The organism is Bradyrhizobium sp. 197, assembly GCF_023073375.1.
Classification (GTDB): Bacteria; Pseudomonadota; Alphaproteobacteria; order Rhizobiales; family Xanthobacteraceae; genus Bradyrhizobium.
This window is the reverse complement of the sequence record NZ_JADPJJ010000100.1, coordinates 164,539-178,409: the sequence shown is the minus strand read 5'-3', so window position 1 is coordinate 178,409 and position 13,871 is coordinate 164,539. Positions and strand designations below refer to the sequence as shown.

Here is a 13,871-nt window from a genome sequence, read left to right as displayed (position 1 = left end):
CTCTCCGGAGGATGGCCCGGGAAGAGTCTAACTGATTCGCAAGCCCGGCCGGCCGGTCGGCTGGCGCGGTGATACCCCCGGGATTTCCCCGGGGGCTCAGCGCAGTATCTGGTTCAGGAACTACAATAGTCGCGCCAGAACTGGCGGTAAGCCGCTTCGACCTCGCGCGTGTAGAGTTCGACATTGCCGGCGGGCGAAGCCGCGATCAGAGCCGGCAACTCGGCGCGCAACTTCGTCAGATGAGCGGGCTGCGCCGCATATTTGCATGCGATCGCCGCATAGCCGTCGTCGTCCTCGGCGACCCAGCCGTCGAGACCGACGGCAGCCACGATCGACCCGCTGGCACGCGACGAGGCCCCGTTGCCGAGCTTGGCGACGACCGGAACGCCCCCATAGAGCGATTCCCAGGTGCTGACGCCGCCGTTTTGCGGGAACGTGTCGAGCGAAATGTCGACCTTCGCATAGGCCAGCAGATGCTCATGGCGCGAGGTCGAGCCCAGGCAGACGATGTTCTCCACGGCAACGCCCCGCGCCACGAAACGCGCGACCAGTCTGCCGCGCAGCAAGGGATCGTCAAGCAGGGTATGCTTGATGATGATCTTCGAACCCGTCACCTCGCCCATCACTGTCGACCACACGCTGATGGCCTCGTCCGAGATCTTGTAGATGCGGTTGAACACGCCGAAGGTTACATAGCCGTTGCGGAGCATCGGAGGCTCCGAAGGCGGCACATCCAGGATGGGATCGATCGTGATCAGGCACGGCAGATCATGAACTTTTTCGGCCAGCAGATGACGCGCCGATTGCGGAATGAAGATGGGATCCGCGAACACATGGTCCATGGTCTGAAGGCCGGTACCGGTGGCGTGTCCGAATCCCGTGACCTGGATGGGGGCCGGCTTGCGGGCGAAGACATGGAGCCTGTTGCCGGTCGAATGCCCGGACACGTCGATCAGAATGTCGATCCCGTCGGCCTGGATGCGATCGGCCAGCTCGTCGTCCGAAAGCTGCCAGGCGTCGACCCATACGTCCGCCATCGATCTGAATTTGTCGGTCATCTCGTCTCGTAACGGCGAGCACGAATAGCAGACGATCTCGAACCTGGCGTGATCATGATGGCGCAGCACCGGTAACAGAGCGAACGCTGCCGAGTGGTTCCTGAATTCGGACGCGACATATCCGATCGAGATCCGCTTGTCCGGATCGAGCTTACGAGGCGACAACGCCCGCTGCGGCAGTTTGGCGCCGATCACGTCCCACCAATGTTTTCGCGCGGCCTGCTGGACCGCAAAATCGGCGTCTGGGAGATAGTCCAGAAGGAAGATCTTGCGCCCGATCAAGTCCGCATAGTCCGGCGCGATTGCCAGCCCAGCGTCGAGATGCTCGAGCGCCGTCGCGATCTCTCCTTGACTCGCATAGCAGGAAGCCAGAAGCGCAATTCCGATGTCGGACCGCGGATTTCCCTCGAGCAATGTCTGGACGGCCGCCATCGCCTCCGCCGTGTTGCCCTTGAGAATGTTGACTTGCGCCTTTCCCTGCAAGGCCACTTCGAGCCTTGGCGAAAGCGCCAGCGCCGCGTCGAAGTCAGCGAGCGCCTGCTCCAGCCGCGACAGATCGAGATTGAGCCGACCGCGCTGCGCGAGAATCTTCGGTGAATCCGGCTTGATCGCGAGCCCTGCTGCGATTGCGGCGGCCGCCTCTTCGTAGTGCCGGAGCTCGATGCACACCATGCCCTTGCCCGCGATCGCCTCCGCATGACGCGGCTGAAACACCAGAGCGCGATCGAAACTCTCCTTGGCGCGCTCGAACTGGCCCTTGATCAGCTCCGCCATGCCGCGATTGCAGAATGCATCGGCATAGTCCGGCTTCAGCCTGATAGCGCGTTCGTGCAGTTCGATCGCCTGCTCGCCGAGGCCGATGTGCAGCAGCGTATTGCCGAGATTGGTCAGAGCGATCGGAGAATTCGGCTTCAGCGCAATGGCCTTCTCCTGGCATGCGCGGGCGTCCTGAAATTTTTGGAGATTGAAATACACGGCCCCGAGATTGCCATGGGCATCGGGCGAACGCGGATCGAGCGCAATCGCGCGCTCGAGCAGCTGTTGCGCCTCGTCGAGCCGCCCGCCATCATACGCGCGCAGGCCGAGCAGGTGTGCGGCGTCGAAATGATCCGGAACCTCCGTCAGAATCTGACGGCAGAGCGTCTCAACCTCCGCATATCTGCCCTGTCCGAGCGCCTGAACCGCGACGGACATGACCGCGTCCGCCTGCTTCTTCAACTTCTTCTGCAATCGCGCGTTCTGGAATGCGCGCGCGCCGGCGCTGCTCTGCAAAGTCTCTCTCCGGAGGATGGCCCGAAAAGAGGCTAGCCGATTCGCATGGTGCCAGGCTGGCGGGGCAGTTAGACCGGCGAGGCCACCGGATCGCAGGTGCTCAGCGCAGGATCTGGCTCAGGAACAGTTTTGTGCGGGCGTGCTGCGGGGCCGCGAAGAACTCGTTGGGCGTGTTGGCTTCGATGATCTGGCCGGCGTCCATGAACACCACGCGGTTGGCGACTTCGCGGGCAAAGCCCATCTCGTGCGTGACGACCAGCATGGTCATGCCCTCCTCGGCGAGGTCGACCATGGTATCGAGCACCTCCTTGACCATTTCGGGGTCCAGCGCCGAGGTCGGCTCGTCGAACAGCATCACCTTTGGGTTCATCGTCAGCGCGCGGGCGATCGCGACGCGTTGCTGCTGACCGCCGGACATCTGCCCCGGAAACTTGTTGGCCTGGTGCGGGATCTTGACCCGCTCCAGAAACTTCATCGCCGCCTCCTCGGCGTCCTTCTTGGGGATGTTGCGCACCCAGATCGGCGCCAGCGTGCAATTGTCCAGCACGGTCAGGTGCGGGAACAGGTTGAAGCTTTGGAACACCATGCCGACTTCGCGCCGCACGGCGTCGACGTGCTTGAGGTTCGGCCCGAGCTCGATACCGTCAACGACGATCTCGCCCTCCTGGAATTCCTCCAGCGCGTTGATACAGCGGATCAGCGTCGACTTACCCGAGCCTGACGGGCCGCAGATCACGATGCGCTCGCCCTTGCGGACCTCGAGGTCGATGTCGCGCAGCACGTGAAACTCGCCGTACCATTTGTTCAGGCCGGAAATCTTGACGATGGAGTCGGACATGGTGAGCTCGATCAGTTGCGGCGGTGAGCGTTGAGGCGGTGTTCGACGAAGAGCGAGTAGCGCGACATTCCGAAGCAGAAGATGAAGTAGATGATCCCGGCGAAGGCAAAGCCGGTGAACGCGGTCGACGGCGACGACCATTTCGGGTCCGAGAACGACGCCCGCAGCGAGCCCAGGAGATCGAACAGCGCCACGATCGAGACCAGCGAAGTGTCCTTGAACAGCGAAATGAAGCTGTTGACGAGGTTCGGAATGACGTGGCGCAGCGCCTGCGGCAGCACGATCAGCGAGCTCGTCTTCCACCAGGACAGCCCCAGCGCCGCAGCCGCCTCGCCCTGCCCGCGCGGGATCGCGGCCAGCCCGCCGCGGACGTTCTCGGCCTGATAGGCGCCTGTGAACAGCGCGATGCCGATCAGCGCGCGGACGAGACCGTCGACCGTGAAATTACCGGGCAGGAACAGCGGCAGCATGTAGGTGGCGAAGAACAGCACGGTGATCAGCGGCACGCCGCGCCAGAACTCGATGAAGGCGATCGAGAATATCCGGATCAGCGGAATGGTCGAGCGTCGCCCAAGCGCCAGCGCAATGCCGATCGGCAGCGAGGTGACGATGCCGGTGACGGAGACCACCAGCGTCACCAGAAGCCCGCCCCACAAATTCGTCGTGACGATCGGCAGTCCGCCGTGATCGAGCCCCATCAGCTCGATGACGATCGCGATGGCGACGAAGATCGCGATGCTGGATGTCAGGGCCCGCACGCCGGTGCGAACGCCGCCGCCGAGAACGAAGGCGATCAGCGAGACGATCGCGGCCGTGATGGCGAAATCGACCCAGACCGACTGGCCTGTCCCCTGGAGCTGGTCGCGCAGCCAGGTCAGCGGAAAGATCAGCCAGTAGATCGCAGTACCAACAAGCACGATGAAATTGCCGACGACCCACAACAGCGGCGCGGCAGCGGATGTCTTGCCGAGACCGAGCAGAGCCTGCCCGGCGCCGATGATGCTGTCGTCGAACAATTGCAGCAGGTCGGCTGTCGAACTCAGGCCAAATCCCTTGATGCCGCCGCCGTGCAGCAGAAAGAATGCAACCACTGGAAACGCGAAGAAGAACAGGCCGGCGTTCAGGCCTTTCGACGGCAGCCGCGGAATGAGCAACGGCAACAACAGGACCACCGCCAGGACGAGCGTGAGGTTGACCCGCCAGCGTTCGGCCTCGGGGTAGAAGCCGTAGATCAGTTGCGGCAGCTTGGCCTGGATATAGGGCCAGCAGGCGCCGACCGCAAAGCCGGCGTTCTCTGCGAGGCAGGCCGTGCGATCCTTGCCGGTCCAGACTGCATCGACCACCAGGAACCTGACGGAAGGAATGATGGTGAACCAGAGCAGCAAGGCGCCGACGATCGTAAGCAGGACGTTGGTCGGCGAGTTGAACAGGCGCGTCCGCACGAGGCCGATGAAGCCCGTGGTCTTCACCGGCGCGGGGCGCTCATCGAGAAGGTCCTGGCGGACGAAGCTGGGCGAGGCGATATCGCTCATGCGCCGAGACTCCGGCTGACGCGCCAACCGTAGACGCTCATGATGGCGCTGGTGATCAGCGAGATCAGGAGATAGACGCCCATCGTCATGGCGATGATCTCGATGGCCTGCCCGGTCTGGCTCAGCGACGTGCCGGCGAACACGGAGACGAGGTCAGGATAGCCGATCGCGACGGCCAGCGACGAATTCTTGGTGAGATTGAGGTACTGGTTGGTCAGCGGCGGAACGATGACGCGCATCGCCTGCGGCACGACGACCAGGCGAAGCGTGGTGCCGCGGCTCAGGCCCAGCGACGATCCCGCTTCCATCTGTCCGCTGTGGACGGAGAGGATGCCCGCGCGCACGATCTCGGCGATGAAGGCGGCGGTATAGGTCGACAAGGCCAATGTCAGCGCCACGAACTCGGGGATGATCCGCGAGCCGCCCGCGAAATTGAAGCCCTTGAGCTGCGGCAACTCGAAGGTGAAGGGCAGACCTGATATCAGCATGGTGACGAGCGGCAGCCCGAACAGCAGGCCCAGCACATAAGGCCAGATCCGGATCATCTGTCCCCGCTGAAACAGCGCCCGGCGCGCATAGACGCGCAACGCCAGCGAAGCCACGATGCCGAATACCAGCACCGCCAGGAACGCCTCGAAGCCGCTCTCGCCGATCGGGCGGGGAATGACGAGGCCGCGATTGCTGACGAAGGCGATGCCGAACAGCGAAATGCTCTGCCGCGGATTGGGCAAGGCCGCGAGCACCGCCAGGTACCAGAACAGGATCTGGAATAGCAGCGGCAGGTTGCGGATCACCTCGACATAGAGCTCGCCGACGCGCGCCACGAGCCAGTTGGGCGACAGCCGGCACAGCGCGACGATGAAGCCGATCAGGGTAGCAAAGACGATGCCCACCACCGAGACCACGAGCGTGTTGAGAAGCCCGACCACGAACACGCGCAGGAACGTGTCCGAGCCGGTATACGAGATCAGTGTCTGATTGACATCGAAACCGGCATTGTTCCCGAGGAAGCCGAAGCCAGCGGCAATGTGCTGGTTCTCGAGGTTGGCGCGGGCGTTGGAGACGATTTCATAGGCAATCCAGCCCAGGACCGCGGCGAAGGCAAACTGGACGGCGATGCCGTTCCAGCCTGTCTTGCCGCCCAGCACGCGCCTGATCTTCAGCGCGATCTGGGGCGGCGGTTTGCGAGCCTCGGTGCTCATCGCCGCTGCCAGTGGGTCAAGCGGGATCAGCGGATCGGCGGCGCGTACTGGAGACCGCCCTTGTTCCAGAGATTGTTGAGACCCCGATTGATGGCGAGCGGCGAGCCCGCGCCGACGTTGCGGTCGAACACTTCGCCGTAATTGCCGACGGCTTTCACGATGCGCACCACCCAGTCCTTGGTCAGGCCGAGCTGCTCACCGAAATTGCCGTCGGTGCCGAGGACGCGCTTCATCTCCGGATTTTCCAGCTTCGCCTTCTCGTCGACGTTCTTCGCGGTCACGCCGAGCTCTTCGGCGGTGATCATGGCAAACAGCGTCCATTTCACGATGTCGAACCATTGGTCGTCGCCGTGGCGCACCATCGGTCCGAGCGGCTCCTTCGAGATGATTTCCGGAAGCACCATGTGATCGCCGGGATTGGCAAGCTTCAGGCGGTTGGCGTACAGGCCCGACTGGTCGGTGGTGAAGACGTCGCAGCGTCCGGCCTCATAGGCCTTGACCGTTTCGTCGTTGGTGCCGAATGCGATCACCTCGTACTTCATGTTGTTGGCCTTGAAGTAGTCGGCGAGATTCTGCTCGGTGGTGGTGCCGGTCTGGACGCAGACCGAGGCGCTGTTGAGCTCGAGCGCAGAATTCACCTTGAGCGACTTCTTCACCATGAAGCCCTGCCCGTCATAATAGGTCACGCCGGTGAAGTTGGCGCCGAGCGAGGTGTCGCGCGAGATGGTCCAGGTGGTGTTGCGCGACAGCACGTCGACTTCGCCGGATTGCAGCGCCGTGAAGCGGTCCTTGGCGGAGAGCGGCACGTACTTGACCTTGGTCGGATCGTTGAAGATCGCCCCGGCGATCGCGCGGCAGACGTCGACGTCAAGCCCGGTCCAGTTGCCCTTGTCGTCGGGCGAGGAGAAGCCGGGCAGACCCTGGCTGACGCCGCAGGACAGCATGCCCCGGTCCTTGATGGTCTTGAGCGTTTGCGCATCGGCGGCTTGGGCAGTCAGGCCGGCGGCGAGAGCAAGAGTGAGAGCCAAGGTTACGCGTTTCATGGGCTTTAGGCCTTTCAAAGTCGTCTCAAGGTCTGGAACGTTGTCTTTGGGATCGTCTCTGCCAGGGCTAGCCGTATCAAGACCAGCCTTGCAAGAGTCATGCTGGAAAACCAAGAATCATGCTGGAAAACCTTGCCGATCACTCGCCGATCCCGGGAGGCCCATACCTTAATCCCCGCCGAAAGGCGCCCGCCGTTATGGCTGTGGCGCAAGGCCCGGTCAGGCGATGGATCGAAGCTCGCGGCAGGCCCCTCAACATGCAGCGACTGAATAGCACGTACGCATCTCAGAACGACTGGCGAGCCGGGTCAAGGGGTTGACGGGACTCTTCTGTGTTCTGTTATTAACGAGGGCGGCCCCCGGCCGTCCCGTCAGGCGCCGAGCGCCGAGCGGAAACGCGGTTTTGAAAGCAGACGCATGGATTCCTCGCACCCCTCCGAACAACACGCCGAGACCCGGCTGGTCACCTCCGGCCGCGACACCAAGGCGCAGAAGGGGTTCGTCAACCCGCCGGTCTTCCACGGCTCGACCGTGCTCTATCCGACCGCCGAGGACCTGCATGCTCATCGCGGCGAGTTCCAGTACGGCCGGCACGGCACGCCGACCACCCGAGCGTTCCAGGAGACCCTGATGGCGCTGGAGGGGCCGCAATGCGCCGGGGTCGGCATCGTGCCGTCCGGGCTGTCGGCGATCTCCACCACCCTGCTCTCGGTGCTGAAGGCCGGCGACCACATTCTGGTCTGCGACAACGTCTATCGGCCCTCGCGCAATTTCTGCAACGGCATGCTCACCCGCTTCGGCATCGAGACCACCTACTTCGATCCGATGATCGGCGCCGGCATCGACAAGCTGTTCAAGCCCAACACAAGCGCGGTGCTGGTCGAGGCGCCCGGCTCGCAATCGTTCGAGATGCCGGACATCCGTGCCATCGCAGAGGTCGCACATGCCCGCGGCGCGCTCGTCATCGACGATAACACCTGGGCGACGCCGCTCTATCACCGCTCGCTCGAGCAGGGCGTCGACATCAGCATGCAGGCCGCCACCAAATATATCGGCGGCCATTCCGACATCATGTTCGGCACCATCTCGGCCAATGCCAAGGCCTGGCCGCAGATCGCCGAAGGCATCCGCCTGCTCGGCGTCTGCGCCGGTCCCGATGACGTCTTCCTGGCGCTGCGCGGCCTGCGCACGCTGTCGGTGCGCCTGGCGCAGCATCATCGCTCCGGGCTCGACATGGCGCGCTGGCTTGCGAGCCGTCCCGAGGTCGCCCGCGTGCTGCATCCGGCGTTAGAGACCGATCCTGGCCATGCGATCTGGAAGCGCGATTTCACCGGCGCGTCTGGCCTGTTCAGCATCGTCTTGAAGCCGGCGCCGCAGAAGGCGGTCGACACCTTGCTCGACACGCTCAAGCTCTTCGGCATGGGCTTCTCCTGGGGCGGCTTCGAGAGCCTGGTGATTCCCTTCGATTGCGACACCTATCGCACTGCCACGAAATGGTCGCCGGGCGGCCCGACGCTGCGTCTGCACATCGGGCTCGAAAGCGTCGACGACCTCAAGGCCGATCTCGATCGCGGCTTCGCTGCCCTCAAGGCAGCAATGTGAGCCTGCTCACAAGGCATCGCGCCTCGGGACGCGGCAATCGCGCGCCGGCGGACGCGTCAACCCGCGCCGGGGGAACGTGCAACCGACGCAAACGTTAACGCTGATGCGCCAACAAGGGGTTTGATCCGCTGGCGTTTGGCGTTAGCCTCACCGATCGACTCTAATCCGGACTCGGAGCATGGGAACGTTGGTTCTGCTCGATCTGATGGGCGGCGTTGCGCTGCTGCTGTGGGGCCTCCACATGGTCCACAGCGGGATTTTGCGCGCCTTCGGCCCCGACCTGCGGCGACTGCTGGGCAAGGCGCTCAGCAACCGCTTCAGCGCGTTTGCCGCCGGTCTCGGCCTCACCGCCCTGCTCCAGAGCAGTACGGCAACCGCGCTGATCACCAGCTCGTTTGCGGCCGAAGGCCTCGTCAGCGTCGCCGCCGCGCTCGCCATCATGTTGGGGGCCAATGTCGGCACGACGCTGATCGTGCAGGTGCTGTCGTTCAATATCGCGGCCGTCGCACCCGTCCTGTTCGTGTTCGGGCTCGTCGCCTTCCGCGCCGGCCCGCGGTCGCGGATCAAGGATATCGGCCGTGTCCTCATCGGCCTCGGACTGATGCTGCTGTCGCTGCACATCCTGCTCGACACGCTGGCGCCCGCGGAGAACGCGCCGGGTGTTCGTGCCATGATGTCGGCGATCACGGGCGATCCCGTGCTTTGCATCGTCATCGCCGCGCTCGTGACCTGGGCGGTACATTCGAGCGTCGCCAGCGTGCTGCTGATCATGTCGCTGGCGTATTCGCAGTTCATCACGCCCTATGCTGCGCTGGCCCTGGTGTTAGGGGCCAATCTTGGCAGCGCCATCAACCCCGTGTTCGAAGGCGCCAGGCGCGACGATGCCGCGAGCTACCGCCTGCCGGTCGGCAATCTCGTCAACCGCGTGATCGGGATTGCACTGGTACTGCCGTTCCTCGGCACGATCGCCGAGCACATGCATGCCTGGCAGCCGGATCTCGCCAAGATGACGGCGGCCTTCCACATCGCCTTCAACGTCGGCACAGCCGTCATCTTCATCGGCCTGCTCGACACCATGTCGCGTCTCCTGACCCGGCTGCTGCCCGATCGCGTCAAGGAAGACGATCCGGCCCGGCCGCGCTATCTCGACGAATCGGCACTGGAGACGCCGTCACTGGCGCTCGCCGACGCGGCGCGTGAGGCCTTGCGCATGGGCGATTTCGTCGAGGTGATGCTGCGCAAGGTGATGGCGGCGATGATGACCGGCGACCGCGCGCTGGTCGACCAGGTCTCTAAGTCGGACAATGTCGTCGACGGCCTCGACGAAGCCATCAAGCTCTACGTGACGAAATTGATGCGGGGCAGCCTCGACGAGAGCGAGGGCCGGCGGGCGATGGAGATCATCTCCTTCGCCATCAATCTGGAACATATCGGCGACATCATCGACAAGAGTCTGAGCGAACTCGCCACCAAGAAGATCAAGCGCCGCTTTCAGTTCTCGCCCGAGGGTGCCGAGGAGCTCGCCGCCTTCCACAAGCGCACGATGGACTCGCTGCGCATCGCCTTCGGCATCTTCATGTCGGGCGACGCCAACGAGGCGCGCAAGCTGCTGGTCGAGAAGACGGCGCTGCGCAACACCGAGCTTGCCGCAGTCGAGCGCCACCTCGACCGCCTGCGCGAGGGCCGCCCCGAGACCCTCGAGACCACGTCGCTGCATCTCGACGTGCTGCGCGATTTGCGCCGCATCCATTCGCACATCTGCTCGGTCGCCTATCCCGTGCTCGACGCGGCGGGCGAGCCTTATCGCAGGCACGAGGCAGATACCGCCGCCCTGCCCGCGTCGGGCGCGGCGTCGGCGTCGGCGTTGCCGCGCTAGCTAATGTTATGTAGCCGCTCGCTATGCCGGGGGCGCGATCACAGACCCGAGGTCAGCTACGCGGAAGAACTCGCGCTAGTAAAATTGTTTATCCGACCTAACTCGTACTCTCGATCCCGAAGTCGTTTCAATGCGACTCCAGCCCGCACTCCGATGAAGTCGCAGCGAGTCCGGATGCGGGTGCTTGTATGTGTTTCCACGCCCGACCGATACAACGCATGTAGAATCGGCTGTTGCAGGGCGAGGTACAGTGTTCAGCGCTCCGGCAAATCTTGCGCCATGATGGGTAACCACTAGACCATCGAACTGTCCGGAAAATGCATTCGGCAAGAATTGATAGTCGGCATCTCCGACCAGCAAGATACAGGCCTTCGATGAGAGCTGGATTTTTAGCGCCAGACCTGAATTGTTCGCGTCGTTCGGCGCAGCTGAACAGTATCCAATCTGTCCACCGCTAAACGAGACGTTAGCGCCCACCCAAGAATGCAACCGCTTCTTAGCGTGCAGCATATGTGCAATGCGTGCCGCCCCAGGGCCCAATTTCTGTACCGGTGCGATCCAATCGCAATCCAAGAGGTGCCTTCCAGCTTTCTTCAAACCAAAACACAGATGATCCCAGTCCCAGTGAGAAATCACGACAGGTGCTCGTCCTAGATCAGGGAAAAATTGCTTTGGCTCTGTTCTGCGATTGAATGGAAGAGGCCACCCCACGTCATAGTAAAGGGCAACGGTCCCTCCCGCAGAACGCAAGCAGGAGTGACTCGCCTGACCAACATCTCGAATACTAACCCGACGGAATTCTAGCGTTGTGGAGAGGATATTCGTGATTGCAGAGCGGCTCTTTATAGCTGACGCGGGGAAAAGCGAGGCAGCCTTTATCCCGTGCGCCCAATTCAGGTTCGATGGTGTAGCGGCGCCAAGTGGCCGAGGTGGCCTATGAGACCCGCGATCATCCGAGAACTTTTCTCCCTGCACTATCCAGATTCGCGCAAGATTGACGAAACCATCTTCTCCGAGCGGAGTCCGCCAGACCGGCAAGCCTTGTTTCGGCTTCTTGTTTACAAACGAAAAGGTAAACCAGTCTCCGACTTCGGGCTCAGTCCCGCATACTGATGCAAATCTGCTGGGTGTCGTTAGTACTCGAAGAGCTTCGATGCCAAGGCCTAGCTTCCCGGAATCAAGATATCGAGCATGATCTCTTATGGAGATATGGCTCCCTAACGCGTCAAATTCGTAAGACGTTCGAGAACGCCCCTCGCCCGAGCCGTCGATTCGACCGAGCCGAGCTACGACCATCTCTGGCAGGCCCAAATCAAGGCCATATGGAATTCGCGCCATTAAAATCTGTCCAAGCGTTGCTAGGGCGCTTATAATCTGCCAGTAATCTTCATTTCAACCTGAAATAGATCAACGCCGCCAACGCTCTCGGGCTCTCCTCAACGCAATCGCCTGTCCGCGGTTGCAACAAACAGCTACCGCTCCAGCGTCCTCGAGCCGCGGCTGCGGTTCTTCACGATCAGCATGATGTTGCGGATATAGATGATGGTCGCGAGCGCCTGGCCGAGGATGATGACCGGCTCGCGCTTGACGACGCCATAAACCAGCGTCATCAGCCCGCCGCCCATCGAGCAGAACCAGAACGCCATCGGCACCACGCTGTTGCCGGCGCGCTCGCTCGCGATCCACTGCACCAGGAAGCGCGCGGTGAAGAACAGCTGCGCGACGAGGCCGAACGCCAGCCAGAAATCGAACTTGGCGACGAAGACGTCGTAGAGATAATTGTTCAACGCCTGACCGTACTGGATGATCATGCTTGCACCTCAGACACATCTGGCGTCGGCTTCTTGCGGCGGATCAGCCACCACACGCCCACGAGATCCATGATGCCGATCCACAGCCGGTCGAAGAAACCGTAATTGGACACGCCGGAATGGCGCGGCCGGTCGATCACGTCGACATAGGCGATCTCAAAACCCTCGCGGCGCACCAGCGCCGGCAGGAAGCGATGCAGCCCGTCGAAATAGGGCATCATCAGGAACACCTCGCGCCGGAACGCCTTCAATCCGCAGCCGGTGTCGCGCGTACCGTCCTTCAGGATCGCGTTGCGAACGCCGTTGGCGACGCGCGACTGGAATTTCTTGAAGCCGGTATCCTTGCGGCCGACGCGTTGTCCCGCGGCCAGTCCGACCTTGCTACCCTTCTCGACCGCCGCGATCAGGTCGGGCAGGAAAGCCGGATTGTTCTGGCCGTCGCCGTCGAGCGTCGCCACGATGGCACCGCGCGCGGCGCGCACGCCGCTGCGCACTGCCGCCGATTGACCGCCCGATTTGGCATGACGAAGCTGCCGCAGATTGTCCCGCCGCTGCATGATGGCAGCGAGCCGGTCGCCGGTCGCATCCGTCGATCCGTCGTTGACGTAGATGATCTCATAGGCCCAGCGGCTATCGAGCGCCGTGCCGATCTCCGCGATCAGCGGTGCGATATTGTCGGCTTCGTTGCGCACGGGGACGACGATGGAAACCGAAGGCTGGAACGACAAATCGAAGCTCGTGGTTGGAATGGGCTTGGCTCGGGAACCGGCGGTCCCGGCAGGCAGCCGCTTTTATGGGGCGGATGCCCTGTGAGCAACCCTTTTGAGGTGGCCCGAGACCGCCCCTGCAAGAGACACAATGGTGCCGTCAGAACGAATGGCAAAGCCGAGCCTGCGGGCCGCGAACCAGTAGCGCACCGCCATGGCGCCGACCATGCCGACCAGGGCGCCGGCCACCACGTCACTCGGGTGATGCGCGAGCAGCACCAGCCGCGTCAGCAGGATCACGATTGCGTAAGTGAACATGAACACGCGCAGGCGCGGCCACAGCGCCGAGACCGCAAACGCCAGCGCGAACGCCGTCACCGCATGACCCGACGGCAGGCTGGCATAGGCCCCCGTCCCCTCGAACGGGATGAAGTTGAACGGATTGGCCTTGCCGCCGACGAACGGACGTCCGCGACCGATGAGATATTTCAGGATCTCGGCGACGAATACGGACAGGGCAACAGAGAGAAACATGAACTGCAGCCGCGTGCCGAGGCCGAGCAGTAACGTGCGGCGGGTCCCGTGCCATCCCGCTGCAACCAGCGCCAGGACCAACAGCGCACCCCCGAGCACCGAGAGCACATACTCGTCCTTGCCGAAATCGGTGAGGATGCGGATCGGCCACAGGCCGGGCGCGCCACGCGCCGGCATCAGCTGGATCTCGGTCTGATCGAACGCGAGCATCAGCACGATGACCAGGGCTGCGCCGGCCGCGCTGAGCCATAGCGAATGCCGCGCCAGCTTTCGTGCGGCCTCGGCGCGGCGCGAATGCGAGGGCGTACGCACGAGTTGCGCCAGGGCGCGCCCCGACACCGCGAGCAATTGCGCGGAATAGGTCGGGCGCGGCGCGATGTCGGTTGGCGCCGGCAT

10 protein-coding genes are annotated in these 13,871 nt (G+C 63.0%); 2 read left to right on the top strand and 8 right to left on the bottom strand.

The window, feature by feature from the left end; translation table 11 throughout:
- Window positions 1-113: 113 nt before the first annotated feature.
- From IVB27_RS24090 to IVB27_RS24070, 5 genes are all read right to left on the bottom strand, one after another.
- A complete protein-coding gene (locus tag IVB27_RS24090) occupies window positions 114-2,330 on the bottom strand; it encodes a tetratricopeptide repeat protein (protein ID WP_247445671.1) in 2,217 nt (738 codons plus the stop codon).
- 100 nt (window positions 2,331-2,430) lie between these two features.
- The gene (locus IVB27_RS24085; protein WP_249811694.1) at window positions 2,431-3,168 is read right to left on the bottom strand and encodes an amino acid ABC transporter ATP-binding protein; all 738 of its coding nucleotides are present in this window, start codon (window positions 3,166-3,168) and stop codon (window positions 2,431-2,433) included.
- Between the two features lie 11 nt (window positions 3,169-3,179).
- Window positions 3,180-4,700, bottom strand: a complete 1,521-nt coding sequence (locus tag IVB27_RS24080; RefSeq protein ID WP_247445670.1) for an amino acid ABC transporter permease — start codon at window positions 4,698-4,700, stop codon at window positions 3,180-3,182.
- On the bottom strand, window positions 4,697-5,902 hold the full coding sequence (locus IVB27_RS24075) for an amino acid ABC transporter permease (RefSeq protein ID WP_247445669.1): 1,206 nt from the start codon (window positions 5,900-5,902) through the stop codon (window positions 4,697-4,699). Before IVB27_RS24075 ends, IVB27_RS24080 begins: the two co-directional genes overlap by 4 nt.
- Before the next feature lie 26 nt (window positions 5,903-5,928).
- Window positions 5,929-6,945 carry an amino acid ABC transporter substrate-binding protein gene (locus IVB27_RS24070; protein ID WP_247353457.1) on the bottom strand — a complete coding sequence of 339 codons (1,017 nt, stop codon included), beginning with the start codon at window positions 6,943-6,945 and terminating at the stop codon, window positions 5,929-5,931.
- A gap of 417 nt (window positions 6,946-7,362) precedes the next feature.
- Here IVB27_RS24070 and metC point away from each other — a divergent pair, with 417 nt between their 5' ends.
- Both metC and IVB27_RS24060 read left to right on the top strand, forming a co-directional pair.
- On the top strand, window positions 7,363-8,547 hold the full coding sequence (gene metC / locus IVB27_RS24065; protein ID WP_247353459.1) for a cystathionine beta-lyase: 1,185 nt from the start codon (window positions 7,363-7,365) through the stop codon (window positions 8,545-8,547).
- Window positions 8,548-8,725: 178 nt separating this feature from the next.
- Entirely contained in the window at window positions 8,726-10,423 is a 1,698-nt protein-coding gene (locus tag IVB27_RS24060; protein ID WP_247445668.1) for a Na/Pi cotransporter family protein, read from the top strand.
- 1,472 nt (window positions 10,424-11,895) lie between these two features.
- Here the strand turns inward: IVB27_RS24060 and IVB27_RS24055 are convergent.
- From IVB27_RS24055 to IVB27_RS24045, 3 genes are all read right to left on the bottom strand, one after another.
- Complete coding sequence (locus IVB27_RS24055) at window positions 11,896-12,234, bottom strand: lipid-A-disaccharide synthase N-terminal domain-containing protein (RefSeq protein WP_247445667.1); 339 nt, start codon at window positions 12,232-12,234, stop codon at window positions 11,896-11,898.
- Complete coding sequence (locus IVB27_RS24050; RefSeq protein WP_247445666.1) at window positions 12,231-12,962, bottom strand: glycosyltransferase family 2 protein; 732 nt, start codon at window positions 12,960-12,962, stop codon at window positions 12,231-12,233. Before IVB27_RS24050 ends, IVB27_RS24055 begins: the two co-directional genes overlap by 4 nt.
- 63 nt (window positions 12,963-13,025) lie before the next feature.
- Entirely contained in the window at window positions 13,026-13,871 is an 846-nt protein-coding gene (locus IVB27_RS24045; protein ID WP_247445665.1) for a phosphatase PAP2 family protein, read from the bottom strand.